Origin of the sequence: Streptomyces nojiriensis, from assembly GCF_017639205.1 — a bacterium.
Taxonomy (GTDB): Bacteria; Actinomycetota; Actinomycetes; order Streptomycetales; family Streptomycetaceae; genus Streptomyces; species Streptomyces nojiriensis.
In genome coordinates, this window is the sequence record NZ_CP071139.1 from 2,267,433 (window position 1) to 2,291,946 (window position 24,514).

Genomic DNA, 24,514 nt, shown 5'->3' on the forward strand with positions numbered 1-24,514 from the left:
GTTTTGTCCGATGAAGAGCGTTCGAGTTTCGCCAAGAAGTGCGAGAGGCCGAGCCGCGGAGGTGCGGCCGGCCTCCCCGGGTGAGCGATTACGCGGTGACGGCCTCGTGGATCTCGTCGGCGAAGCGCCGTGCAGAGTCGCGCAGAGCGCTCACGTCCGGACCGTGCTTCAGGACGCCCCGCGAGACGTTCGGGACGACGTTGCGCACGGCCTTGCCGAAGACGCCCGGCAGGTCCGCCGCCGTCGCGCCCTGCGCGCCGATGCCGGGGGCCAGCAGCGGACCGTTGATGTCCAGGTCGAAGGAGGACAGATCGCCCAGCGTGGCGCCGACGACCGCGCCGAAGGAGCCCATGGGGGCGGCGTCCGCGTTCTCCGCCGCCAGGTGGGCCAGCATCGTCGCGCCGATCGTCCGGCCGTCCTCGCGGACCGCCCGCTGGACCTCGGCGCCCTCCGGGTTCGAGGTCAGCGCCAGGACGAACAGGCCCGCGCCCGACTCCCGGGCCAGGTCGACGGCCGGCTTCAGCGAGCCGTAGCCCAGGTACGGGGAGACGGTCAGCGCGTCCGAGAACAGCGGCGAGGACGGGTCCAGGAAGGCCGAGGCGTACGCCGCCATGGTCGAGCCGATGTCGCCGCGCTTGGCGTCCATGACCACCAGGGTCCCGGCCGCCCGGGCGTCCGCGACGGCCCGCTCCAGGACGGCCACGCCCTTGGAGCCGAACCGCTCGAAGAAGGCCGCCTGCGGCTTGAGGACCGCCACCGACTCGGCGAGCGCCTCGACGACCGTGCGGGAGAACCGCTCCAGGCCCGCGATGTCGTCCTGCAGGCCCCACTGGGCCAGCAGGGCGGCGTGCGGGTCGATCCCGACGCACAGCGGGCCCCGGGAGTCCATCGCCGCGCGCAGGCGGGTGCCGAACGGGGTCACAGTCACTTGGTGGCCTTTCGGGTCTCGGCGCCCACCGCTTCGGCGAGCGTCGCGTACGGGCTGTTGGCCAGGCGCGCGGCAAGGCCCTTGTGGATGGCGCGGGCGTAGAACGGGCCCTCGTAGATGAAGGCGCTGTAGCCCTGGATCAGCGTGGCGCCGGCCAGGATCCGCTGCCAGGCGTCCTCGGCGTCCTCGATGCCGCCGACCCCGACCAGGACCAGGCGGTCCCCCACCCGGGCGTACAGGCGGCGCAGGACCTCCAGCGAGCGCTCCTTGACCGGGGCGCCGGAGAGCCCGCCGGTCTCCTTCACCAGGGACGGGGCGGACTTCAGGCCCAGCCCCTCGCGGGCGATGGTGGTGTTCGTCGCGATGATGCCGTCGAGGCCCAGCTCCAGGGCCAGGTCGGCGACCGCGTCGACGTCCTCGTCCGCCAGGTCGGGGGCGATCTTGACGAGCAGCGGCACCCGGCGGTCGGTCACCGTGCGGTCGGCGGCCTCGCGTACGGCCGTCAGCAGCGGGCGCAGCGACTCGGTGGCCTGGAGGTTGCGCAGGCCCGGGGTGTTCGGCGAGGAGACGTTCACGACGAGGTAGTCGGCGTGCCGGGCGAGGCGCTCGGTGGAGGCGACGTAGTCCCCCACGGCCTCCTCCTCGGGCACGACCTTGGTCTTGCCGATGTTGACGCCGACGATCGTCCTGAAGACCGCCTCGCGGGCCGCCAGGCGGGCCGCGACGGCCGCCGAGCCCTCGTTGTTGAAGCCCATGCGGTTGATCAGCGCGCGGTCCGCCACGAGGCGGAAGAGGCGCTTCTTCGGGTTGCCGGGCTGCGGCTCGGCCGTGACCGTGCCGATCTCGATGTGGTCGAAGCCGAGCATCGACATGCCGTCGATGGCGACGGCGTTCTTGTCGAAGCCGGCGGCGAGGCCGAAGGGGCCGTGCATGCGCAGGCCGAGGGCCTCGGTGCGGAGCTCCTCGTAGCGCGGGGCCAGGGCGGCCGCCACGAAGGTGCGCAGCACGGGTGTGCGGGCGGCGAGGCGGATCCAGCGGAAGGCCAGGTAGTGGGCCTGCTCCGGGTCCATCCGCTTGAAGACCAGGTTGAAGAACGTTTTGTACATCGTCGGAAAATCCCTCTGCGCTCGTGAAGAGGGGGACACCCGTCGTGAAACCGGTGTCCCCCTCCCCGTGTCCGGGCTGTACGGGCCTGCGTCAGTCGCGGGCCGCGGTCAGGTGCTCCGCGTGCTCCTGGAGGGAGCGCACGCCCACGTCGCCGCGGTTGAGCGCGTCGATGCCCTGGACGGCGGCGGCGAGCGCCTGGACCGTGGTCAGGCAGGGGACGCTGCGGGCCACGGCCGCCGTACGGATCTCGTAGCCGTCGAGGCGGCCGCCGGTGCCGTACGGGGTGTTGACGATCAGGTCGACCTGGCCGTCGTGGATCAGCTGGACGATGGTCTTCTCGCCGTTCGGGCCCTCGCCCTCGCTGAGCTTGCGCACCACGGTGGCGTTGATGCCGTTGCGGCGCAGCACCTCGGCGGTGCCGGAGGTGGCCATCAGCTCGAAGCCGTGGGCGACGAGCTCGCGCGCCGGGAAGATCATCGAGCGCTTGTCGCGGTTGGCCACGGAGATGAAGGCGCGGCCCTTGGTGGGCAGCGGGCCGTAGGCGCCGGCCTGCGACTTGGCGTAGGCGGTGCCGAAGACGGCGTCGATGCCCATGACCTCGCCGGTGGAGCGCATCTCGGGGCCGAGGACGGTGTCCACGCCGCGGCCGTGGATGTCGCGGAAGCGCGACCACGGCATGACGGCCTCCTTGACGGAGATCGGCGCGTCGATCGGCAGGGTGCCGCCGTCGCCGGTCTTCGGCAGCAGGCCCTCGGCGCGCAGCTCGGCGATGGTGGTGCCGAGCGAGATGCGGGCGGCGGCCTTCGCGAGCGGGACCGCGGTGGCCTTCGAGGTGAAGGGGACGGTCCGGGAGGCGCGCGGGTTGGCCTCGAGGACGTAGAGGATGTCCCCGGCCATGGCGAACTGGATGTTGATCAGGCCGCGGACGCCGACGCCCTTGGCGATCGCCTCGGTGGAGGCGCGCAGGCGCTTGATGTCGTAGCCGCCGAGGGTGATCGGGGGCAGGGCGCAGGCCGAGTCGCCGGAGTGGATGCCGGCTTCCTCGATGTGCTCCATGACGCCGCCGAGGTAGAGCTCGTGGCCGTCGTAGAGGGCGTCGACGTCGATCTCGATCGCGTCGTCGAGGAACCGGTCGACCAGCACGGGGCGGGTCGGGGAGATCTCGGTGGACTCGGCGATGTACGACTCGAGGCGGGCCTCGTCGTAGACGATCTCCATGCCGCGGCCGCCGAGCACGTAGGACGGGCGGACCAGGACCGGGTAGCCGATCTCGTCGGCGATCGCCTTCGCACCCGCGAAGGTGGTGGCGGTGCCGTGCTTGGGGGCCGGCAGGCCGGCGTCGGCGAGGACCTGGCCGAAGGCGCCGCGGTCCTCGGCGGCGTGGATGGCCTCCGGCGGGGTGCCGACGACCGGGACGCCGTTGTCCTTGAGGGCCTGGGCGAGACCGAGGGGGGTCTGGCCGCCGAGCTGGACGACGACACCGGCGATGGGGCCGGCCAGCGACTCGGCGTGGACGATCTCCAGCACGTCCTCGAGCGTCAGCGGCTCGAAGTACAGGCGGTCGGAGGTGTCGTAGTCGGTGGAGACGGTCTCCGGGTTGCAGTTGACCATCACGGTCTCGTAGCCGGCGTCGCTGAGGGCGAAGGAGGCGTGGACGCAGGAGTAGTCGAACTCGATGCCCTGGCCGATGCGGTTCGGGCCGGAGCCCAGGATGATCACCGCGGGCTTGGTGCGGGTCGCGACCTCGGACTCCTCGTCGTACGAGGAGTAGAAGTACGGGGTCTTCGCGGCGAACTCGGCGGCGCAGGTGTCGACCGTCTTGTAGACCGGGCGGACGCCGAGGGCGTGGCGGACCTCGCGGACGACGTCCTCGCGCAGACCGCGGATCTCGGCGATCTGGGCGTCGGAGAAGCCGTGGCGCTTGGCCTCGGCGAGCAGCTCGGGGCCGAGCTTCTCGGCGGCGGTCAGCTCGTCCGCGATCTCCTTGATGAGGAAGAGCTGGTCGACGAACCAGGGGTCGATCTTCGTGAACTCGAAGACCTCCTCCTGGGTGGCGCCGGCGCGGATGGCCTGCATGACGGTGTTGATGCGGCCGTCGGTCGGGCGGACCGCGGTGCGCAGCAGCTCTTCCTTGTCGCCGGTGGGGCCGACGAAGGTGAACTGCGAGCCCTTCTTCTCCAGGGAGCGCAGGGCCTTCTGGAGGGCCTCCGTGAAGTTGCGGCCGATGGCCATGGCCTCGCCGACCGACTTCATGGTGGTGGTGAGGGTGGCGTCGGCCAGCGGGAACTTCTCGAAGGCGAAGCGCGGGGCCTTGACGACGACGTAGTCGAGGGACGGCTCGAAGGAGGCCGGGGTCTTCTCGGTGATGTCGTTGGGGACCTCGTCGAGCGTGTAGCCGATGGCCAGCTTGGCGGCGATCTTGGCGATCGGGAAGCCGGTGGCCTTCGACGCGAGCGCCGAGGAGCGGGAGACGCGCGGGTTCATCTCGATGACGATGACGCGGCCGTCGGTCGGGTCGATCGCGAACTGGATGTTGCAGCCGCCGGTGTCGACGCCGACCTCGCGGATGATCGCGATGCCGATGTCGCGCAGCCGCTGGTACTCGCGGTCGGTCAGGGTCATGGCCGGGGCGACGGTGATCGAGTCACCGGTGTGGACGCCCATCGGGTCGAAGTTCTCGATGGAGCAGACGACGACCACGTTGTCCTTGGTGTCGCGCATCAGCTCCAGCTCGTACTCCTTCCAGCCGAGGATGGACTCCTCCAGGAGCACCTCGGTGGTCGGGGAGAGCGTGAGGCCCTGGCCGGCGATGCGGCGCAGCTCGTCCTCGTCGTGGGCGAAGCCGGAGCCGGCGCCGCCCATGGTGAAGGAGGGGCGGACGACGACGGGGTAGCCGCCGAGGGTGTCGACGCCCTTGATGACGTCGTCCATCGAGTGGCAGATGACCGAGCGGGCGGACTCGCCGTATCCGATCTTGGCCTTGACGGCCTCGACGACGCCCTTGAAGAGGTCGCGGTCCTCGCCCTTGTTGATGGCTTCGACGTTGGCGCCGATGAGCTCGACGCCGTACTTCTCCAGCACACCCTGCTCGTGCATGGAGATCGCGGTGTTGAGCGCGGTCTGGCCGCCGAGGGTCGGCAGGAGAGCGTCGGGACGCTCCTTGGCGATGATCTTCTCGACGAACTCGGGGGTGATCGGCTCGACGTACGTGGCGTCGGCGATCTCCGGGTCGGTCATGATCGTCGCGGGGTTGGAGTTCACCAGGATGACCCGCAGGCCCTCGGCCTTGAGGATGCGGCAGGCCTGGGTGCCGGAGTAGTCGAACTCGGCGGCCTGTCCGATGACGATCGGGCCGGAGCCGATGACCAGGACGGACTGGATATCGGTGCGCTTAGGCACGCTCGGCCTCCATCAGGGATACGAAGCGGTCGAAGAGGTACGCGGCGTCGTGCGGGCCGGCGGCCGCCTCGGGGTGGTACTGGACGCTGAAGGCCGGCTGGTCGAGCAGCTGGAGGCCTTCGACGACGTTGTCGTTCAGGCAGACGTGGGAGACCTCGGCGCGGCCGTAGGCGGTCTCGGTGACCTTGTCGAGGGGCGCGTCGACGGCGAAGCCGTGGTTGTGCGCGGTGATCTCGACCTTGCCGGTGGTGCGGTCCTGCACCGGCTGGTTGATGCCGCGGTGGCCGTACTTCAGCTTGTAGGTGCCGAAGCCGAGCGCGCGGCCCAGGATCTGGTTGCCGAAGCAGATGCCGAAGAGCGGGGTCTTGCGCTCCAGCACGCCCTGCATGACGGCGACGGGTCCGTCGGCGGTGGCCGGGTCGCCCGGGCCGTTGGAGAAGAACACGCCGTCCGGCTGGACCGCGTACACGTCCTCGACGGTGGCGGTGGCGGGCAGGACGTGCACCTCGATGCCGCGCTCGGCCATGCGGTGCGGGGTCATGCCCTTGATGCCGAGGTCGACGGCGGCGACGGTGAAGCGCTTCTCGCCGATCGCGGGGACGACGTACGTCTCCTTGGTGGCGACCTCGGCGGAGAGGTTCGCGCCCTTCATCTGCGGCTGCGCCTGGACCTTGGCCAGCAGGGCCTCGTCGCGGATGCCGACCCAGGCCTCGCCCGAGAAGATGCCGACGCGCATGGCGCCGCGCTCGCGCAGGTGGCGGGTGAGGGCGCGGGTGTCGATGCCGGAGATCCCGACGACGCCCTGCTTCGCGAGCTCCTCGTCCAGCGAGCGCCGGGAGCGCCAGTTGGAGGGGACGCGGGCGGGGTCGCGTACGACGTAGCCGGCCACCCAGATGCGGGAGGACTCGGGGTCTTCGTCGTTGACGCCCGTGTTGCCCACGTGGGGGGCGGTCATCACGACGACCTGCCGGTGGTACGACGGGTCGGTGAGGGTCTCCTGGTAGCCGGTCATGCCGGTGGAGAACACGGCCTCGCCGAAGGTCTCCCCCACAGCGCCGTAGGCACGGCCGCGGAAGATCCGACCGTCCTCCAGGACGAGTACGGCGGGAGCTTTGGCTGCTCCCCTGGTGGAGGTCGTCATCGTTCGGCGCCTTCCGTCGTGATGGATGAGTTCATGAGATTGATGGCTTCGACCCAGGCGGCGTGTTCGGCCGCGCGGTCGGAGCGGAATCCGGAGTCGATGAGCTTGTCGCCGTGCGCCCAGGTGACGACGAGCAGACCGCCCTCGGTGAGTACCTTGCCCGCGATTCCCTTGTCGAGGCGGGCGCCGCGCAGCTGCGCGGCCGGTACGAAGAAGTCGCCTGCACCCGGTCGGACCACGTCGAGGCCCGCGTCGGTGAGCGTGAGCTCGACCCGGCTGCGCAGGCCCAGGCCGTGGGCGACGATCCGGTCGAGCCACTGCCCGGCGGTGGTGGACCCGTGGTACCGGCCGGTCAGGGCCAGCCGGTGCTCGGGAAGACCGTCGGGTGCGGCGGGCAGCTCCGGCAGATCGTTCTGCAGAGCGCCGCGCCATTTCCAGCCCTGCCGCATCAGCCAGTAGACGAACGCGACGAAGACGGCCAGGCCGATCACCCACGCGATGCGGGCACCGAAGCTGGTCACCTCCGCCGACTGTCGTTCGGCGGCCTCGGCGGCCAGTTGGATTACTGCAGGTGTCACGCCAGTTTCCCGTCCACGACCGTTGCCCGGCCCCGCAGGAAGGTGTGAGTGACGCGCCCCGGCAGCTCACGGCCCTCGTAAGGCGTGTTGCGGCTGCGGGAGGCGAAGTGTGCGGGGTCCACGACACCACGGTACGAGGTATCGACCAAGGTCAGGTTCGCGGGTTCACCTGCCGAGACGGGACGGCCGTGGTTCTCCAGGCTGCCGATGCGCGCCGGGGCGAAGGACATCCGCTCGGCGACGCCCGCCCAGTCGAGCAGTCCGGTCTCGACCATCGTCTGCTGGACGACGGAGAGCGCGGTCTCCAGGCCGACCATGCCCATGGCGGCGGCGGCCCACTCGCAGTCCTTGTCCTCGTGGGGGTGCGGGGCGTGGTCGGTGGCGACGATGTCGATCGTGCCGTCGGCGAGCGCCTCGCGCAGGGCCAGCACGTCGCGCTCGGTGCGCAGCGGCGGGTTGACCTTGTAGACCGCGTTGTACGAGCGCACGAGCTCCTCGGTGAGGAGGAGGTGGTGCGGGGTGACCTCGGCGGTGACGTCGATGCCGCGGGACTTGGCCCAGCGGACGATCTCGACGGAGCCGGCGGTGGAGAGGTGGCAGATGTGGACGCGGGAGCCGACGTGCTCGGCGAGCAGGACGTCGCGGGCGATGATCGACTCCTCGGCGACGGCCGGCCAGCCGCCGAGACCGAGTTCCGCGGAGACGACGCCCTCGTTCATCTGGGCGCCCTCGGTGAGGCGGGGCTCCTGGGCGTGCTGGGCGACGACGCCGCCGAAGGCCTTCACGTACTCCAGGGCACGGCGCATGATCACGGCGTCGTCCACGCACTTGCCGTCGTCGGAGAAGACGGTGACGCGGGCGGCGGACTCGTGCATGGCGCCCAGCTCGGAGAGCTGCTTGCCCTCCAGGCCGACGGTGACGGCGCCGATGGGCTGCACGTCGCAGTAGCCGGACTCCTTGCCCAGGCGCCAGACCTGCTCGACGACGCCGGCGGTGTCGGCGACCGGGAAGGTGTTCGCCATGGCGAACACCGCGGTGTAGCCGCCGGAGGCGGCGGCGCGGGTGCCGGTCAGGACGGTCTCGGAGTCCTCGCGGCCGGGCTCGCGCAGGTGGGTGTGCAGGTCGACGAGGCCGGGGAGGAGGATCTGGCCCTCGGCCTCGATGACGGTCGCGCCTTCGGCGGACAGGCCGGTACCGACCTCGGCAATGGTCTCGCCGTCGATCAGGACGTCCTGCGCCTCGCCGCCGAGTACCTTCGCGCCACGGATAAGGATCTTGCTCATGGTTACTTGCTCTCCTCGGTACGGGCGGCGGCGGGGGTGGTGGTGACGGCGGGCTCGGAGCCTCCGAGCAGCAGGTACAGGACGGCCATCCGGGTGGAGACGCCGTTGGCGACCTGCTCGACGGCCGTGCAGCGGTCGGAGTCGGCGACCTCGGCGGTGATCTCCATGCCGCGGTTCATCGGGCCGGGGTGCATCACGATGGCGTGCGCGGGCATCTTGGCCATGCGGTCGCCGTCGAGCCCGTACCGGCGGGAGTACTCGCGCTCGGTCGGGAAGAAGGCGGCGTTCATGCGTTCGCGCTGCACACGCAGCATCATCACCGCATCGGACTTCGGCAGCACGTCGTCGAGGTTGTACGAGACCTCGCACGGCCAGGTCTCGACGCCGATCGGGACGAGGGTGGGCGGGGCCACCAGGGTGACCTCGGCGCCGAGGGTGTGCAGCAGGTGGACGTTGGAGCGGGCCACGCGGCTGTGCAGCACGTCGCCGACGATGGTGATCCGGCGGCCGTTCAGGTCCTTGCCGAGGCCCGCGTCGCGGCCGACCAGGCGGCGGCGCATGGTGAAGGCGTCCAGCAGGGCCTGGGTGGGGTGCTCGTGGGTGCCGTCGCCGGCGTTGACGACGGCGGAGTCGATCCAGCCGGAGGTCGCGAGCCGGTAGGGGGCGCCGGAGGCGTGGTGGCGGATGACGACCGCGTCGGCGCCCATGGCCTCCAGGGTCAGCGCGGTGTCCTTCAGGGATTCGCCCTTGGAAACGGACGAACCCTTCGCGGAGAAGTTGATGACGTCGGCCGAGAGCCGCTTGGCGGCCGCCTCGAAGGAGATCCGGGTGCGGGTCGAGTCCTCGAAGAAGAGGTTGACGACGGTGAGGCCGCGCAGGGTGGGCAGCTTCTTGATCGGCCGGTCCGCGACACGGGCCATCTCCTCGGCGGTGTCGAGGATCAGGACGGCGTCGTCGCGCGTGAGGTCGGCGGCCGAGATGAGGTGGCGCTTCATCTGGATGGCTCCGTAGGTCGGGAGGGCAGGCGGACTGACGGGCGGAGGTGCGAGCGGTCAGGGCGGGGCAGGGCAGGCCTCGGCGCGGGCCCGGTCGGGGCCCGTCACCCGGACGGTCTACTGGCCTGCGGCCTGGGCGGTCCGCTGGCCGAGCAGCACGGCGTCACGGCCGTCCTCCTCCTGGAGCTGGACCTTGACGGTCTCCCGCAGCGACGTGGGGAGGTTCTTGCCGACGTAGTCGGCGCGGATCGGCAGTTCGCGGTGGCCCCGGTCGACGAGGACCGCGAGCTGCACGGCGCGGGGGCGGCCGAGGTCGCCGAGGGCGTCGAGAGCGGCGCGGATGGTGCGGCCGGAGAAGAGCACGTCGTCGACGAGGACGACGAGGCGGCCGTCGAGGTCGTCGCCGGGGATCTCGGTGCGACCGATCGCGCGGGCGGGCTTCATCCGCAGGTCGTCTCGGTACATGGTGATGTCGAGGGAGCCGACCGGGATCTTCGTACCGGTGATCTCTTCGAGCTTGGCGGCCAGCCGGCGGGCGAGGTAGACACCGCGGGTGGGAATGCCGAGGAGCACCACGTCGTCGGCGCCCTTGGCGCGTTCGACGATCTCGTGGGCGATGCGGGTCAGGACCCGCGCGATGTCCTGCGCTTCGAGTACGGGGCGCATGGAATCGGTGTTCTGCTGGGTGTCCATGAAAAGGACCTCCTTCTCCGCCTCACGGGACGGACCTTAAAGGACGTCTGATGTACGCCTCACACGGTACCAGGGAGAGGCCGGTGACTGGGACCGGGCCGGTACGGAATGGCTCTCAGAGGGCTGCTGTGACGAGCACCCAGGGGGGCGACCAAGACCATTCGGCTTGACGCATCCAAGTAACGCTGCGTAACCTCACAGTGAGTTACCAGCCGCGCGGCTGAGCCGCACGTAGTTACGTAGTTACGTAGTCGCAGTGTCCACCAGTCACAGCGTCACAGCGTCCGGGAGCGTTATGTCCAGCGAATACGCCAAACAGCTCGGGGCCAAGCTCCGCGCCATCCGCACCCAGCAGGGCCTTTCCCTCCACGGTGTCGAGGAGAAGTCCCAGGGTCGGTGGAAGGCCGTGGTGGTCGGTTCCTACGAGCGCGGGGACCGCGCCGTGACCGTCCAGCGTCTTGCCGAGCTGGCGGACTTCTACGGGGTTCCGGTGCAGGAACTGCTGCCGGGTACGACTCCCGGCGGGGCTGCCGAGCCGCCGCCGAAGCTGCGTCTCGACCTGGAGCGCCTCGCGGGCGTCCCCGCCGAGAAGGCCGGTCCGCTGCAGCGTTACGCGGCGACGATCCAGAGCCAGCGTGGCGACTACAACGGCAAGGTGCTGTCGATCCGCCAGGACGACCTGCGCACCCTGGCCGTCATCTACGACCAGTCCCCCTCGGTCCTGACCGAGCAGCTGATCAGCTGGGGCGTGCTGGACGCGGACGCGCGTCGCGCGGTGGCGCACGAGGAGCTCTGAGTTCCGGGCTCCGGACCAGCAGAAACGTTTACCGGTGGGCGCCGGACCCTTGCGGGGGTCCGGCGCCCACCGGTTTTTGCGTTCCCGCGCCCCGCGGCGCATACGGAAGGGCCCGCAACGCGTGCGTTGCGGGCCCTTCCGTATGGCGGTGCCGGCGCCGTCCGTGCGGTCAGCTCTCGCTGCGCCGCAGGCTCGGCTTCAGGTCCTTGAAGCGGGCCAGCAGCCCGTTCACGAACGAGGGGGACTCGTCCGTCGAGAACTCCTTGGCCAGCTGGACGGCCTCGTCGATGGCCACGGCGTCCGGGGTGTCGTCCACCCAGATCAGCTCGTAGGCACCGAGCCGCAGGATGTTCCGGTCGGCGACCGGCATGCGGTCGAGTTCCCAGTCCACGGCGTAGGTGATGATCAGATCGTCGATGCGGTTCACCTTGTCGGCGTAACCCTCGACGAGATCCATCGTGAAGGCGCTGACCGGCGGCTGCCGGTCGTCCGACCGCGCGTGGCGGATCCAGTCCGCGAGGACCTCGCGGACGGGTACGTCGCGCTGGTCCGCCTCGAAGAGGATCTGGAAGGCGCGCTTGCGCGCATTGCTCCGAGCAGCCACGGGTTAGTTGCTCTTCCGGCCGAGGTAGTCGCTGGTGCGGGTGTCGACCTTGACCGTCTCGCCGGTGGTGACGAAGAGCGGGACCTGGATCTCGTAGCCGGTCTCCAGGGTGGCGGGCTTGGTGCCGCCGGTGGAGCGGTCGCCCTGGACGCCCGGGTCGGTGTGCTCGATCTTGAGCTCGACCGCGGCCGGGAGCTCGACGTAGAGCACCTCGCCCTCGTGCTGGGCGACGGAGGCGGTGAAGCCCTCGATCAGGAAGTTGGCGGCGTCGCCGACAGCCTTCTTGTCCACCATCAGCTGGTCGAAGGTGGTCATGTCCATGAAGACGAAGTACTCGCCGTCCATGTAAGAGAACTGCATGTCACGGCGGTCGATGGTGGCCGTCTCGACCTTCGTGCCGGCGTTGAACGTCTTGTCGACGACCTTGCCGGAGAGCACGTGCTTGAGCTTGGTGCGCACGAAGGCCGGGCCCTTGCCGGGCTTGACGTGCTGGAACTCGACGACGGACCAGAGCTGGTCACCGTCGAGCTTGAGCACCATGCCGTTCTTGAGGTCGTTCGTGGAAGCCACGGTTGCGGAATCTCCTGCACTGGAAGACCACGGGTGCGCGCACAGCCCGGCAGAGCCGGCTAGAGCGCGAGCAGCTCCTTGGTCGTAATGGTGAGTAGCTCGGGACCGCCGTCCGCCTCGGGGCGTACGACGAGCGTGTCATCGATCCGGACACCTCCCCGGCCCGGGAGGTGAACCCCCGGTTCGACGGTGACCGGCACGCAAGCGTCCAGTTTACCCATTGCCGTAGGTGCAAGCTGCGGGTCCTCGTCGATTTCGAGGCCCACGCCGTGTCCGGTCCACGGAGCGAGGGCTTCCGCATGGCCCGCGGAGTCCAGGACGGAGCGTGCGGCATGGTCCACGTCCCGGTACGCGGCCCCGGGCAGCAGGGCCTCGCGCCCGGCCCGCTGGGCGGTGAAGACGAGGTCGTACAGCTCGATCTGCCAGTCGGCCGGACTGGTGCCGATCACGAAGGTCCGGCCGATCTCGCACCGGTAGCCGCGGTAGTTGGCGCCCAGGCAGACGGTGAGGAAGTCGCCCTCCTCCACCCTGCGGTCGGACGGCCGGTGCCGGGAGCGGCCGGAGTGCGGGCCGGTGCCGACGGAGGTCGGGAAGGCGGGGCCGTCCGCCCCGTGGTCGACGAGCCGCCGCTCCAGCTCCAGGGCGAGGTGGCGCTCGGTACGTCCGACGAGGATGGACTCCAGCAGCTCCCCGAGGGCCTGGTCGGCGATCTCGGCGGCGATCCGCAGGCAGGCGATCTCCTCCTCGTCCTTGACGAGGCGCTGCTGCTCCACGGCGGTGCCGAGATCGGCGAGGCGCAGCTTGGGGGCCACGGAGCGCAGGGCGCGGTGGCGGGCGACGGTGAGGTGGTGTTCCTCCACCGCGAGCGAGTCGGCCCGGAGGGAGGCGGCCAGATCGGCGGCCGCGACGGCCGGGTCACCGCCGGGGCTGCCCAGGACGGTCGCGCCCAGGTGCTCGTCGAGGCGGCCCTCGTCGGCCTCGCCGGTGGGTGCGCCGGCGCAGAACAGCATGTCCTCCGTGGTGCCGACGAGCAGCACCGCGCCGAGCGGGGACGCCCCGGAGAGGTAGCGGACGTTCGCCGGACGCGTGATCAGTGCGGCGGCGCTCCCCGCGGCGGCACATCGGTCGCGAAGCAGGTCCCGGCGGGCGGCGTACACGTCTGACATGTCTTCGAGCGTACGAGCGCCCCGCCGATCCGGCCCGGCGAGCGCGTCCGGACGGGCCCGGGGGGTCTTACTGGCCGGGGCGGCCGCCGGGGGCCGACAGGGCGCGGGCCAGGGCCTCGTCGAGAGCGCGGGCGGTGCCCTCGACGTCGAGATGGGAGTTGTCGATGATCGGCAGTCCGGAGCCGTACCAGCCGGCCATCCGGCCGTGGATCCGCGCGACTTCCTCGTCGGAGAGCCGGCGGTTGCCGGACCGGGCCGCGTTGCGCTCCAGGACGATCTCCAGGCCGGGCAGCAGCACCACCGGCAGCAGGGTGGGGCCCACGTGCCGCTTCCAGCCGCCCAGCCCGACCACGGGCCGGTCCGGGAAGACGGCGTCGTCCAGGATGCAGGAGATGCCGTTCGCCAGGTAGTTGCGGGCGGCGAAGCCGCAGGTGCGGCGGGCGAGCCGGTACTGGGCCTCGGAGTGCTCGTTCCAGCCCGCCTGGGGGTCCGCGAAGCCGGAGCAGACCCACTCGCGGACGTCGTCCAGGCTGACGTGGGCGGTCGGCACGGGACGGGTGCCGGCCCAGTGCCGGGCGACGGTGGTCTTACCGGCGCCGGCCGGACCGATCAGCAGGACGGCGAGGACGGCCCCGCCGGTGCCCGGCACCGCGGGAGGCAGCGGGATGTGCCCGGTGGCCTCCGGCACGGCGGGCACCGGCTGCGACTGATGATGCTGGTGGGGCGGCTGGGGCGGAGGCGAACCCGGCCAGCCCTGCGCCGGGGGTATCGGCGGCTGCGGGGGCGCCGACGGGCGCGGTCCCGGCTGTCCCCAGCCCGCGCCCCCGCCCCCCACTCCGTGCTGCATCCGCTGCCACTCCGTCTCGTTCCGGCCACTGATGCGAGAACGTTATATGACTGCCGGGGTCCGGCCGTCCACCAGCACCGTCAGGCAGGGTGTCAGGCGGAGATCTCGTCCGCCAGTGCGCGTAGCGCCAGCCGGTACGAACCGATGCCGAAGCCCGCCACCGTTCCGGTCGCCACGGCCGCGATCACCGAGGTGTGCCGGAACTCCTCGCGGGCGTACGGGTTCGAGATGTGCACCTCGATCAGCGGCGCCGTGCGCTGCGCGGCCGCGTCCCGCATGCCGTACGAGTAGTGGGTGAAGGCCCCCGGGTTGATGACCACGGGGATCTTCCCGTCCGCCGCCTCGTGCAGCCAGCGGATCAGCTCGCCCTCGTCGTTGGTCTCACGGACCTCGACGTCGAAGCCGAGCTCCTCGCCCAGCGAGCGGCAGCTCTCCACCAGCCCCGCGTACGAGGTGGCCCCGTACACGTCGGGCTCGCGCGAGCCGAGCCGGCCCAGGTTCGGGCCGTTCAGCACGAGGACGCGGCGGCTCACGCCGACACCTCGCCGTAGGCGGCGACCAGGTGCGCCGGGTCGGGACCCTCCAGGACGGTCGGCTTGGCCAGCCCGTCCAGGACGATGAAGCGCAGCAGGTTGCCGCGGGACTTCTTGTCGACCTGCATGGTCTGGAGCAGCTTGGACCACTGGTCGCCGCGGTAGGTCAGCGGCAGCCCGACCGAGGCCAGGACCGCCTTGTGCCGGTCGGCCGTCGCGTCGTCCAGCCGGCCGGCGAGCCGGCCGAGCTCGGCGGCGAAGACCATGCCGACGGACACGGCCGCGCCGTGCCGCCACTTGTAGCGCTCGTTCTTCTCGATGGCGTGCGCGAGGGTGTGGCCGTAGTTGAGGATCTCGCGGAGCCCCGACTCCTTGAGGTCGCTGGAGACCACGTCGGCCTTGACCTGGATGGAGCGCACGATGAGCTCGGCGGTGTGCGGGCCCTCGGGCGTGCGCGCCGCCGCCGGGTCCTCCTCGATCAGGTCGAGGATCACCGGGTCGGAGATGAACCCGGCCTTGATGATCTCGGCGAGGCCGCTGACGTAGTCGTTGACCGGCAGCGAGTCCAGCGCCGCCAGGTCGCAGAGCACACCGGCCGGCGGGTGGAAGGCGCCCACCAGGTTCTTGCCCTCGGCGGTGTTGATGCCGGTCTTGCCGCCGACCGCCGCGTCCACCATCGCGAGGACGGTGGTCGGTACGGCGACCCAGCGCACCCCGCGCAGCCAGCTGGCCGCGACGAAGCCCGCGAGGTCGGTGGTGGCTCCCCCGCCGACGCCGACGATCACGTCGGTGCGGGTGAAACCGGACTGGCCCAGCGCCTTCCAGCAGTACGCGGCGACCTCGACCGTCTTGGCCTCCTCGGCGTTCGGCACCTGGATGGCGACCGCCTCGTAGCCCTGCTCGGCCAGGTCGTCGCGCAGCGCCTCACCGGTCGAGGCCAGCGCCTCGGGGTGGATCACGGCGACCCGCTGGGCCTTCGTACCGATCAGGGAGCCGAGCTCGCCGAGCAGCTGCCGCCCGACCAGCACGTCGTACGCGTCGTGTCCGGCGCTCTCGCCGACGTGGATCCGCGTCACCTGGTCTGTCATACGTCCTTCAACTCCAGAGCGTCGAGGACCGCCTGGGCGACCTCTTCGGGGGTGCGGTCGTCGGTGGCCACCACGACGCGCGCGACTTCGGTGTACAGGGGGCGCCGGGCGTCCATCAGCTCGCGCCACTGGCGGCGCGGGTTGACGGCGAGCAGCGGGCGGGCGGCGCCGAGGCCCACGCGCCGGACGGCTTCCTCGACGTCCATCGACAGATAGGCGACGGGCAGGCCGGCCAGCAGCTCGCGGGTGCCCTCGTCGAGGACGGCGCCGCCGCCGAGGGCGAGGACTCCGGTGTGCCCGGAGACGGCGGCGGCTACCGCCTGCCGCTCCAGCTCACGGAAGTACGGCTCGCCCTCGTCGACGAAGATGTCGGAGATCTCGCGGCCCTGGGCCGCGACGATGTCGGCGTCGGTGTCCCGGTAGGGGACGCCGAGCCGCTCGGCGAGCAGCGCCCCCACCGTGGACTTGCCGGACCCCATGGGGCCGACGAGGACGACCAGTGGTCCGGCCGTCACCGGATCTGCAGGTTGTCGAGGTACGCCCGGACGTTGCGGCGGGTCTCCGGGACGGAGTCCCCGCCGAACTTCTCGACGACCGCGTCGGCCAGTACGAGGGCGACCATGGCCTCGGCGACGATGCCGGCGGCCGGCACGGCGCACACGTCGGAGCGCTGGTGGTGGGCCACCGTCGCCTCTCCGGTGGCCACGTCGACGGTCGCCAGCGCGCGCGGGACGGTCGCGATGGGCTTCATCGCGGCGCGTACGCGCAGCAGTTCGCCGGTGGTCAGTCCGCCCTCGGTGCCGCCGGAGCGGCCGGAGGTGCGCCTCAGGCCCTCGGGGGTGGAGACGATCTCGTCGTGCGCCTGGGAGCCGGGCACGCGGGCGAGCTCGAAGCCGTCGCCGACCTCGACGCCCTTGATGGCCTGGATGCCCATGAGGGCAGCGGCGAGGCGGGCGTCGAGACGGCGGTCCCAGTGGACGTGCGAGCCGAGGCCGACCGGGACCCCGTACGCCAGCACCTCGACGACGCCGCCGAGGGTGTCGCCGTCCTTGTGGGCCTGGTCGATCTCGGCGACCATCGCCTTGCTGGCGTCCGCGTCGAGGCAGCGCACCGGGTCGGCGTCGAGCTTGTCGACGTCGGCGGGGGTCGGGTAGACGCCGTACGGGGCCTTGGCCGCGGCCAGTTCCACCACGTGAGAGACGATCTCGATGCCCGCGACCTCCTTGATGAAGGAACGGGCGACGGCGCCGAGGGCGACGCGGGCGGCGGTCTCACGGGCGCTGGCGCGCTCCAGGATCGGCCGGGCCTCGTCGAAGCCGTACTTCTGCATGCCCGCGAGGTCGGCGTGGCCGGGGCGCGGACGGGTCAGCGGCGCGTTGCGGCCGGTGTCCTTGAGCAGCGAGGGGTCGACCGGGTCGGCCGACATGACGGTCTCCCACTTGGGCCACTCGGTGTTGCCGATCATGACCGCGATCGGGGAGCCCTGGGACAGGCCGTGACGGACGCCGCCGAGGAAGGTGATCTCGTCCTGCTCGAACTTCATCCGGGCACCGCGGCCATAGCCGAGCCGGCGCCGGGCCAGGTGATCGGCCACCAGCTCGGTGGTGACCGGGACGCCGGCGGGAAGACCCTCCAGCGTCGCGACCAGTGCCGGTCCGTGCGACTCTCCTGCGGTCAGCCAACGCAACCTGCTCAACGATGCTCCTCATGCTCGCGCCTGGTACAGCGACGGCGCGATCGGGTGCGCGGCCCGGACCCGCCTCACCCGATCCTCCCACGTCCGGAGGGGTTTATCGGGCCCCGGTCCAGCTATCGGACGCCTGAGGCGTCAGCGGGCCCGCCGGCCGCGCTCGCGCTGCCAGGTGATCCCGTACCAGAGGACGACGGAACCGAAGAGTCCGAGGATGAGCGCCTTGGCCCACAGGGGCAGGGTGCCGAACGCCACCCTGACCATGCTGATGACGACGAAGGGGAGATCCCACTTCGACGCGAGTACCAGGTCCGTGCTGTTCCCGTCCATGCCGCCCCCTGTGAATACGCAGGTGGAAAGCCTAACGGGCGGCGAGCGCCCGCTCTCCGGCGGCCCTCATGGCGGCGAGCGGACCCGGGGTCCGGCCCGTCATCAGCTCGACCTGGAGCACGGCCTGGTGGACGAGGAGGTCGAGTCCGCCGACGACCTGGCCGCCCTGCCGTGACCAGGCCGCGGCCAGCGCGGTCGGCCACGGGTCGTAGAGGACGTCGAAGAGGGTGCCCGCCCCTTCGGGTACGGACGCCGCCAGGGCGTCGGTCGTACCGGCCGGGGTGGTGGCGATCACCAGGGGCGCGGACAGCGCCGCGGCCGCCTCGGACCAGTCGGCCGTGCGGACGGGCACGCCGAGCCGCTCGCCCCACTGCCGCATCTCGGCCGCGCGGGCCGCCGAGCGGACGTACGCGGTGACCTCGCCGGAACATATCCGCGAGAGCGCGGCGAGCGCCGAGGAGGCCGTGGCGCCGGCGCCGAGGACGGCCGCGGAGGACACCTTCTCGACGCCGCGCTCGTGGAGCGCGGCGACGATGCCGGGGATGTCGGTGTTGTCGCCGAGGCGACGGCCGTCCTCGGTGAGGACGACCGTGTTGACCGTCTCGACGGCGGCGGCCGTGTCGCTGATGCCGTCCAGCAGCGGCATGATCGCCCGCTTGAGCGGCATGGTCAGGGACAGCCCGGCCCACTCGGGGCCGAGTCCTGCCACGAACTCCGGGAGCGCGGCCTCGTCGATCTCGAAGCGGTCGTACGACCAGTCGTCGAGGCCGAGCTCCTGATAAGCGGCGCGGTGCAGCACCGGTGAGAGTGAGTGCTCGATGGGCGAACCCAACACCGCGGCCCTTATGCGTGACATGTCCTGCTATCCGCCGTTCTTCTGCTTCTGCCGTTCCTGGAACTCGTTGGCCAGCTTGGTGTGCTCTTCGTAGGTCTTGGTGAAGGTCGTGGTCTTGCCGTCGACCGACACGAAGAACATCCAGCCGCCGTGGTCCGGGTTGAGCGTAGCGGTCAGCGCGTCCAGGCCCGGGTTGTTGATCGGCCCGGTGGGCAGTCCCCTGACGAAGTGCGTGTTGTAGGGGTGGTCGAAGGCCTGGGCTTCCTTCAGGTTGAAGTTGATCTCGCTCTGGTTCTTGACGTAGTTGTACGTCGAGTCGAACTGGAGCTTCTGGTTCGTGACGTCGTTGGTCTTCTTGAGGCGGTTGTAGACCACCTCCGCCATCTTCCGGAAGTCGTCGTGGTTCTTGCCCTCGGCGTTGACGAGGCTGGCGACCGTGACCACCTGGAGCGGATTCTCCAGGCCCAGCTCCTTGGCCTTGCCCTCGAGGCCCAGCTCCGTGTACTTGTCGGTCGCGTTCTTGACCATCTGCTTGAGCAGGGAGTCGGGGGTGCTGTCCTTGCTGAGGTCGTAGCGCGCCGGATACAGGAAGCCCTCGAGCGGGTCGATCAGCTTCGGGTTGTTGTTCGCCCAGGCCGGCAGGCCGAGGTTCTTGATCTCGCGCTTGGCGATCTCGGCGGTGGTGCCCTCCTGCTGGCCCAGCTTCTTGTCGATCGCCGCGTACACCGCGGTGTTGCGCATGCCTTCGGTGACCGTGATGACGTTCAGCTTCGAGGGGTCGCTCATCACCTCGACCGCGGACGCGGCCGACATCTTCTTCCGGAGCGGGTAGACACCGGCCTGGATGGCCTTGCCCGGAGGGAGCTTGGACGCGGCGTCGACGAACGCCTGCCCGCTCGCGACGACGCCCGCCTTCTTGAGGATCAGGCCCATCTGCATGAGGCCCGAGCCCTTGGGGATCTCGACCTCGACGATGTCGCCGCCGCCCTCGCCCGCGAAGTCCTCGGCCGAGCTGAACCTGGCCTTGATGTAGTTGTAGCCGTAGTAGCCGCCACCGCCGGCCACGCCGAGGATGACGACCGCGGCGACCAGGCAGGTCATGCCTCTGCGCTTCTTGGGCTTGCCGCCCTTGGAGCGCCCGCCCCGGCGGCCGTCGCCGTCGTCGTCCGCGTCGCCGTCCTCACCGTCACGGCCGCCGCCTTCGGCGAGCAGGCCGTTCTCGGGCTCCTCCGCGGGCTCCGGCTCCTCGACGGGTTCCGGCTCCAGGTGCCGCCGGCCCGGGGGCTGCGGCGGCGCGTAGGCGTCCTCCGTGCCGTAGAGGTCGGGGGCCTCACCCGGGTAGCCCGCCACGGGCTGCTGGGTGTAGGGGTCCACGCCCGTGTACGGGTCGGTGTGCACGGCCGCCGCGTACTGGCCCTGGCCGGTGTCCCAGCCCTGGCTGTCGTACACCGGCTGCTGCGGCTGGGGCTGCTGCGCCTGCTGCTGCGGGGCATAGGCCTGCTGCTGCCCGGTGTACTGCGGCTGCTGCGGGTACTGGCCCTGCATGTACTGCTGGGGCTGCTGCGGCTGCTGCTGCGCCTGCTGTTCCTGCTGCGGGTACTGCCCCTGCGGGTACTGCTGCTGCGGATGCTGCTGCTGGTACTCCGGGTACTGCTGGTACTGCGGATGCTGGGGGTACTGCTGCTGGTACTGCGGCTCCTGTGGGTACTCCTGCTGCTGCGGGGCACCGCCGTGAGGCACCTGGCCCTGCTGGGTCTGGTGCCCGGTCCACCCCTGGTCCCCGTAAAGGGGGTCCTCAGGGTGCCAGGGTTCGGGGCCACGGCCCCGGCCATACTCAGTCATCGGTCCCCTAGAGCCGCGAGACGGAGGCCACGGACTCCGTCGTCCGTGGCACCCGGTTCCGCCTCTTTGACGGTGGGCGACGGCTGTTCGAATGCCGTCTCATCGCGCGGAACGTTACCGTATCGCGATCAGACAACCACTTCGACGCACTCACCAGGCGGATTACCCGATACCCGTTCGGTCTCAAGAGCGTTCTGAAGGATCACCACAGCGGCTGCCTGATCGATGACCGACCGGCCCTTCTTGGCGTTCTTCCCGGAGGCCCGAAGACCCTGGGCGGCGGTGACCGTGGTCATCCGCTCGTCCACCAGACGGACCGTCACCGGCTTGATGCCCTTGGCGAGTTCGTTCGCGAAGGCGCGCACCTTGACCGCGGCCGGCCCCTCCCGCCCGCTGAGCGAGCGGGGGAGGCCGACCACGACTTCGAGGGGCTCGTACTCATCGACGAGCTGCCGCAGCCGCCGGTGGGCGAAGGGGATGTCCCGGCCCGGAACGGTTTCCACCGGTGTGGCGAGCACCCCGTCGGGGTCGCACGAGGCGACCCCGATCCGGGCGTCACCGACATCGATGGCGAGCCGGCGGCCGCGGCGCAGAGTCATCGTCAGACCGTCTCTACGACGAGGCGCTCGACGGCGCTGATGGCCTCCGGCACGGCGGCCGGGTTCTGGCCGCCGCCCTGCGCGACGTCCGGCTTGCCGCCACCGCCGCCACCGAGGGTCTTGGCGGCCGTACGGACCAGGTCGCCCGCCTTGAGGCCGCGCTCGCGGGCGGCCTCGTTGGTGGCGATGACGGTCAGCGGGCGGTCGTTCGCCACGGTGAACAGGGCCACGACGGCCGGGCGGTCGCCCTGGATGCGGCCCCGGACGTCGAGGACCAGCTTGCGCAGGTCGTCGGCGCCGACGCCGTCCGCCACCTGGCCGACGACGAGGGCGACGCCCTTGATGTCCTGGGCGTTCTGGGCGAGCCCGGCGGCGGCCTGGAGGACCTTCTCCGCGCGGAACTTCTCGATCTCCTTCTCGGCGTCCTTCAGCTTGCCGAGCATGGAGGCGATCTTCTCCGGCAGTTCCTCCGGACGGCCCTTGACCAGCTCCTGGAGCTGGGCGACGACCGTGTGCTCCTTGGCGAGGAAGTTGTACGCGTCCACACCGACGAGGGCCTCGACGCGGCGTACGCCGGAGCCGATGGAGGACTCGCCGAGCAGCTTCACCAGACCCAGCTGGGCGGTGTTGCCGACGTGCGTGCCGCCGCACAGCTCCTTGGAGAAGTCGCCGATGGTCACGACGCGCACGCGCTCGCCGTACTTCTCGCCGAACTCGGCGATGGCGCCCTGCTTCTTCGCCTCGTCGATGCTCATGATCTCGGCGGTGACGTCGAGCTCGCGGGAGAGCACGTCGTTGATCTTCTGCTCGACGTCGGTGAGGACCGAGCCGGGGACGGCGTTCGGGGAGCCGAAGTCGAAGCGGAAGCGGCCGGGGCTGTTCTCGGAACCGGCCTGGGCGGCCGTGGGGCCGAGGGCGTCGCGCAGCGCCTGGTGGGTCAGGTGCGTGGCCGAGTGGGCGCGGGCGATGGCCCGGCGGCGCCTGACGTCGATGGCGGCGTACGCGGAGGCGCCCACGGTCACCTCGCCGACCTGGACGGAGCCCTTGTGCACGGAGACGCCCGGGACCGGCTGCTGGACGTCCCGGACCTCGATGACGGCGCCCGTGTCGAGCTTGATCCGGCCCTGGTCGGCGAGCTGGCCGCCGCCCTCGGCGTAGAAGGGGGTGCGGTCGAGGACGACCTCGACCTCGTCGCCCTCGGAGGCGGCGGGCGCGGAGACGCCGTTGACCAGCAGGCCGACGATGGTGGACTCGCCCTGGTTGGTGGCGTAGCCGGTGAACTCGGTGGCGCCGGCGCCGTCCGCGATCTCCCGGTAGGCGGACATGTCCGCGTGGCCGGTCTTCTTGGCCTTGGCGTCGGCCTTGGCCCGGTCGCGCTGCTCCTGCATGAGGCGGCGGAAGCCGGGCTCGTCCACGGTCAGGCCCTGCTCGGCGGCCATCTCGAGGGTGAGGTCGATCGGGAAGCCCCAGGTGTCGTGGAGCAGGAACGCCTTGTCGCCGGAGAGGACCGTGCCACCGGTGGCCTTGGTCTCGGTCACGGCGGTGTCGAGGATGTTGGTGCCGCCCTTGATGGCCTTGAGGAAGGCGGCCTCTTCGGCGAGCGCGACCGTCTCGATGCGCTTGCGGTCGGTGACGAGCTCCGGGTACTGCTGGCCCATCGTGTCGATCACGACGCCGACCAGGTCCTGGACGACGGGACCGGTGGCACCCATGAGGCGCATGTTGCGGATGGCGCGGCGCATGATGCGGCGCAGCACGTAGCCGCGACCCTCGTTGCCGGGGGTGACGCCGTCGCCGATGAGCATGGTCGAGGTGCGGATGTGGTCGGCGACCACGCGCAGCGAGACGTCCGTGCCCTGGGCGGCGCCGTAGCGCACACCGGTCAGCTCGGTGGCCTTGTCCATGACCACGCGCAGGGTGTCGGTCTCGTACATGTTCTGCACGCCCTGCAGGATCATCGCGAGGCGCTCGAGGCCGAGACCCGTGTCGATGTTCTTCGACGGCAGGTCGCCGAGGATCGGGAAGTCTTCCTTCCCGTCGCCGGCGCCGCGCTCGTACTGCATGAAGACCAGGTTCCAGATCTCCACGTAGCGCTCGTCGTTGACGGCCGGGCCGCCCTCGACGCCGAACTCGGGGCCGCGGTCGTAGTTGATCTCCGAGCACGGGCCGCAGGGACCCGGGACGCCCATGGACCAGAAGTTGTCCTTCTTGCCCAGGCGCTGGATGCGCTCGGCGGGGACGCCGATCTTCTCGCGCCAGATCTGCTCGGCCTCGTCGTCGTCGAGGTAGACGGTGATCCAGAGCTTCTCCGGCTCCAGGCCGTAGCCGCCGTCCGCCACGGAGCTGGTGAGCAGCTCCCAGGCGTACTTGATGGCGCCTTCCTTGAAGTAGTCCCCGAAGGAGAAGTTGCCGCACATCTGGAAGAACGTGCCGTGGCGGGTGGTCTTGCCGACCTCTTCGATGTCCGGCGTGCGGACGCACTTCTGGACGCTGGTGAGCGTCGGGGCCGGCGGCTTGGTCTCGCCCAGGAAGTAGGGCTTGAACGGCACCATGCCCGCGGGCACCAGCAGCAGAGTCGGGTCGTCCGCGATGAGCGACGCCGAAGGGACAACGGCGTGACCGCGCTCCTCGAAGAAGCTCAGCCAGCGGCGGCGAATCTCAGCCGACTCCATCAGTGGTCCTCATTCCGGTCGTACGAAAACTTAGGTCGGTAGGTGGTCTTGCTGTTCTCGATGGCCCGCAGCCGCCGCGGCCCGGGAAGGGCCGTGACGTTGTCGAGCCGGTCGGGATCCTGGTGGAGCCCCAGTGCGTCGTTCAGCTCGTCCTCGCGCTGCGTCATTCCCGCTTTGACGTCGAGGGCGAAGTCCTTGAGGCGGTGTCCCGCCTCCACGGCCTTGTCGGCCGCCTGGGCGGCGAGACTCTCCGGCGTCAGCTTCTTCAGCTGGCGGTTGACCTTGGTGGTGGCCCACACGCCGGCGGCTGCGCCTGCGGTGAACCAGAAGGCTCGGCGGAACATCGGCGGTCTCAGCCCTTCTGCTTCCGGCGCCGGGCGGCCGGCACCGTACGTCCAACGATCACGGTTCGTCGGGATGCCTTCGGCGGCGTGCCGCCCGACGTCGCGGCATCCCCCTTGCCCAGCGCCTTGCGGACGCCGTAGCCGAAGGCCGCGACCTTCACCAGCGGCCCGCCGAAGGCGGTGGCCACGGTGGAGGACAGCGCGGAGGCGTTGGAGGTGACCTCCTGCACGTCGCTCGCGATGGCGTCGACCCGGTCGAGCTGGGTGCGCGCGGAGCGGACGGTGGTGGAGGCGTCGGCGAGCAGCGGGACGGCCTGGTCGGTCACGTCGGCCACCAGCTTGGTGGTCGCCCTGAGCACCTGGGCCAGCCGCACCAGGGCCACCGCGAGGAAGGAGATCAGGATCGCCCAGAAGACGGCCACGATGATCCCGGCCACCTCTACACCGGACACGTCACACCGCTCTCTGTCTGTA

24 protein-coding genes are annotated in these 24,514 nt (G+C 70.8%); 1 reads left to right on the plus strand and 23 read right to left on the minus strand.

The features are described from left to right. Positions 1-88: 88 nt before the first annotated feature. The 8 genes from pyrF to pyrR form a co-directional block, all read right to left on the minus strand. Positions 89-922: an orotidine-5'-phosphate decarboxylase gene (gene pyrF, locus JYK04_RS10595; protein ID WP_189740529.1), complete on the minus strand. Its 834-nt coding sequence runs from the start codon at positions 920-922 to the stop codon at positions 89-91. Positions 923-924: 2 nt separating this feature from the next. Beyond that, positions 925-2,034, minus strand: a complete 1,110-nt coding sequence (locus JYK04_RS10600) for a quinone-dependent dihydroorotate dehydrogenase (protein WP_189740305.1) — start codon at positions 2,032-2,034, stop codon at positions 925-927. Positions 2,035-2,125: 91 nt separating this feature from the next. Further along, positions 2,126-5,434, minus strand: a complete 3,309-nt coding sequence (carB, locus tag JYK04_RS10605; RefSeq protein WP_189740302.1) for a carbamoyl-phosphate synthase large subunit — start codon at positions 5,432-5,434, stop codon at positions 2,126-2,128. Next, the gene (carA, locus tag JYK04_RS10610; RefSeq protein ID WP_189740299.1) at positions 5,427-6,575 is read right to left on the minus strand and encodes a glutamine-hydrolyzing carbamoyl-phosphate synthase small subunit; all 1,149 of its coding nucleotides are present in this window, start codon (positions 6,573-6,575) and stop codon (positions 5,427-5,429) included. The genes carB and carA overlap by 8 nt, the downstream gene beginning before the upstream one ends. Continuing rightward, positions 6,572-7,153, minus strand: coding sequence for a PH-like domain-containing protein (locus tag JYK04_RS10615; protein WP_189740296.1), 582 nt, complete (start codon positions 7,151-7,153; stop codon positions 6,572-6,574). The genes carA and JYK04_RS10615 overlap by 4 nt, the downstream gene beginning before the upstream one ends. Further along, the gene (locus JYK04_RS10620; protein ID WP_079404393.1) at positions 7,150-8,436 is read right to left on the minus strand and encodes a dihydroorotase; all 1,287 of its coding nucleotides are present in this window, start codon (positions 8,434-8,436) and stop codon (positions 7,150-7,152) included. Before JYK04_RS10620 ends, JYK04_RS10615 begins: the two co-directional genes overlap by 4 nt. Before the next feature lie 2 nt (positions 8,437-8,438). After that, positions 8,439-9,431 (minus strand): aspartate carbamoyltransferase catalytic subunit, encoded by a 993-nt coding sequence (locus tag JYK04_RS10625; protein WP_189740293.1) that lies wholly within the window; start codon positions 9,429-9,431, stop codon positions 8,439-8,441. A 117-nt stretch (positions 9,432-9,548) separates the two neighbouring features. Next, positions 9,549-10,124, minus strand: coding sequence for a bifunctional pyr operon transcriptional regulator/uracil phosphoribosyltransferase PyrR (gene pyrR / locus JYK04_RS10630; RefSeq protein ID WP_030732111.1), 576 nt, complete (start codon positions 10,122-10,124; stop codon positions 9,549-9,551). 295 nt (positions 10,125-10,419) lie between these two features. Between pyrR and bldD the strand changes: the two genes are divergently transcribed. Next, positions 10,420-10,920, plus strand: coding sequence for a transcriptional regulator BldD (gene bldD, locus JYK04_RS10635; protein ID WP_030008755.1), 501 nt, complete (start codon positions 10,420-10,422; stop codon positions 10,918-10,920). A gap of 169 nt (positions 10,921-11,089) precedes the next feature. On the opposite strand, the gene nusB is transcribed toward bldD, so the two are convergent. The 15 genes from nusB to JYK04_RS10710 form a co-directional block, all read right to left on the minus strand. After that, positions 11,090-11,524 (minus strand): transcription antitermination factor NusB, encoded by a 435-nt coding sequence (nusB, locus tag JYK04_RS10640; protein ID WP_189740290.1) that lies wholly within the window; start codon positions 11,522-11,524, stop codon positions 11,090-11,092. Between the two features lie 3 nt (positions 11,525-11,527). Continuing rightward, on the minus strand, positions 11,528-12,094 hold the full coding sequence (efp, locus tag JYK04_RS10645) for an elongation factor P (RefSeq protein ID WP_030008757.1): 567 nt from the start codon (positions 12,092-12,094) through the stop codon (positions 11,528-11,530). 59 nt (positions 12,095-12,153) lie between these two features. Next, entirely contained in the window at positions 12,154-13,260 is a 1,107-nt protein-coding gene (locus JYK04_RS10650) for an aminopeptidase P family protein (RefSeq protein ID WP_189740287.1), read from the minus strand. 67 nt (positions 13,261-13,327) lie between these two features. Continuing rightward, complete coding sequence (locus JYK04_RS10655) at positions 13,328-14,107, minus strand: AAA family ATPase (RefSeq protein WP_189740285.1); 780 nt, start codon at positions 14,105-14,107, stop codon at positions 13,328-13,330. 92 nt (positions 14,108-14,199) lie between these two features. Further along, positions 14,200-14,640, minus strand: coding sequence for a type II 3-dehydroquinate dehydratase (gene aroQ / locus JYK04_RS10660; protein WP_189740282.1), 441 nt, complete (start codon positions 14,638-14,640; stop codon positions 14,200-14,202). Continuing rightward, a complete protein-coding gene (gene aroB / locus JYK04_RS10665) occupies positions 14,637-15,728 on the minus strand; it encodes a 3-dehydroquinate synthase (protein ID WP_189740279.1) in 1,092 nt (363 codons plus the stop codon). The genes aroQ and aroB overlap by 4 nt, the downstream gene beginning before the upstream one ends. Continuing rightward, on the minus strand, positions 15,725-16,243 hold the full coding sequence (locus JYK04_RS10670; RefSeq protein ID WP_189740275.1) for a shikimate kinase: 519 nt from the start codon (positions 16,241-16,243) through the stop codon (positions 15,725-15,727). Before JYK04_RS10670 ends, aroB begins: the two co-directional genes overlap by 4 nt. Beyond that, positions 16,240-17,424, minus strand: coding sequence for a chorismate synthase (gene aroC / locus JYK04_RS10675; RefSeq protein ID WP_189740272.1), 1,185 nt, complete (start codon positions 17,422-17,424; stop codon positions 16,240-16,242). Before aroC ends, JYK04_RS10670 begins: the two co-directional genes overlap by 4 nt. Before the next feature lie 132 nt (positions 17,425-17,556). After that, complete coding sequence (locus JYK04_RS10680) at positions 17,557-17,748, minus strand: hypothetical protein (RefSeq protein WP_189740269.1); 192 nt, start codon at positions 17,746-17,748, stop codon at positions 17,557-17,559. A gap of 31 nt (positions 17,749-17,779) precedes the next feature. After that, on the minus strand, positions 17,780-18,604 hold the full coding sequence (locus tag JYK04_RS10685; protein WP_189740266.1) for a shikimate dehydrogenase: 825 nt from the start codon (positions 18,602-18,604) through the stop codon (positions 17,780-17,782). 6 nt (positions 18,605-18,610) lie between these two features. After that, a complete protein-coding gene (gene mltG, locus JYK04_RS10690) occupies positions 18,611-20,425 on the minus strand; it encodes an endolytic transglycosylase MltG (protein WP_189740264.1) in 1,815 nt (604 codons plus the stop codon). A gap of 128 nt (positions 20,426-20,553) precedes the next feature. Continuing rightward, positions 20,554-21,024 (minus strand): Holliday junction resolvase RuvX, encoded by a 471-nt coding sequence (gene ruvX / locus JYK04_RS10695; RefSeq protein ID WP_189740261.1) that lies wholly within the window; start codon positions 21,022-21,024, stop codon positions 20,554-20,556. Positions 21,025-21,026: 2 nt separating this feature from the next. Further along, complete coding sequence (alaS, locus tag JYK04_RS10700) at positions 21,027-23,696, minus strand: alanine--tRNA ligase (protein WP_189740258.1); 2,670 nt, start codon at positions 23,694-23,696, stop codon at positions 21,027-21,029. Further along, entirely contained in the window at positions 23,696-24,040 is a 345-nt protein-coding gene (locus tag JYK04_RS10705) for a DUF6167 family protein (RefSeq protein ID WP_030009550.1), read from the minus strand. Before JYK04_RS10705 ends, alaS begins: the two co-directional genes overlap by 1 nt. A gap of 8 nt (positions 24,041-24,048) precedes the next feature. After that, on the minus strand, positions 24,049-24,492 hold the full coding sequence (locus JYK04_RS10710) for a DUF948 domain-containing protein (RefSeq protein WP_189740255.1): 444 nt from the start codon (positions 24,490-24,492) through the stop codon (positions 24,049-24,051). Between the last annotated feature and the right edge of the window lie 22 nt (positions 24,493-24,514).

Bases quoted from the DNA above. Each gene is read 5' to 3' on its own strand.
- JYK04_RS10600 (WP_189740305.1), bottom strand. From the start codon at position 2,034: ATGTACAAAACGTTCTTCAACCTGGTCTTCAAGCGGATGGACCCGGAG.
- carA (WP_189740299.1), bottom strand. From the start codon at position 6,575: ATGACGACCTCCACCAGGGGAGCAGCCAAAGCTCCCGCCGTACTCGTC.
- JYK04_RS10620 (WP_079404393.1), bottom strand. From the start codon at position 8,436: ATGAGCAAGATCCTTATCCGTGGCGCGAAGGTACTCGGCGGCGAGGCG.
- JYK04_RS10625 (WP_189740293.1), bottom strand. From the start codon at position 9,431: ATGAAGCGCCACCTCATCTCGGCCGCCGACCTCACGCGCGACGACGCC.
- pyrR (WP_030732111.1), bottom strand. From the start codon at position 10,124: ATGGACACCCAGCAGAACACCGATTCCATGCGCCCCGTACTCGAAGCG.
- bldD (WP_030008755.1), top strand. From the start codon at position 10,420: ATGTCCAGCGAATACGCCAAACAGCTCGGGGCCAAGCTCCGCGCCATC.
- JYK04_RS10650 (WP_189740287.1), bottom strand. From the start codon at position 13,260: ATGTCAGACGTGTACGCCGCCCGCCGGGACCTGCTTCGCGACCGATGT.
- JYK04_RS10655 (WP_189740285.1), bottom strand. From the start codon at position 14,107: ATGCAGCACGGAGTGGGGGGCGGGGGCGCGGGCTGGGGACAGCCGGGA.
- aroB (WP_189740279.1), bottom strand. From the start codon at position 15,728: ATGACAGACCAGGTGACGCGGATCCACGTCGGCGAGAGCGCCGGACAC.
- JYK04_RS10680 (WP_189740269.1), bottom strand. From the start codon at position 17,748: ATGGACGGGAACAGCACGGACCTGGTACTCGCGTCGAAGTGGGATCTC.
- JYK04_RS10685 (WP_189740266.1), bottom strand. From the start codon at position 18,604: ATGTCACGCATAAGGGCCGCGGTGTTGGGTTCGCCCATCGAGCACTCA.
- mltG (WP_189740264.1), bottom strand. From the start codon at position 20,425: ATGACTGAGTATGGCCGGGGCCGTGGCCCCGAACCCTGGCACCCTGAG.
- ruvX (WP_189740261.1), bottom strand. From the start codon at position 21,024: ATGACTCTGCGCCGCGGCCGCCGGCTCGCCATCGATGTCGGTGACGCC.
- alaS (WP_189740258.1), bottom strand. From the start codon at position 23,696: ATGGAGTCGGCTGAGATTCGCCGCCGCTGGCTGAGCTTCTTCGAGGAG.
- JYK04_RS10705 (WP_030009550.1), bottom strand. From the start codon at position 24,040: ATGTTCCGCCGAGCCTTCTGGTTCACCGCAGGCGCAGCCGCCGGCGTG.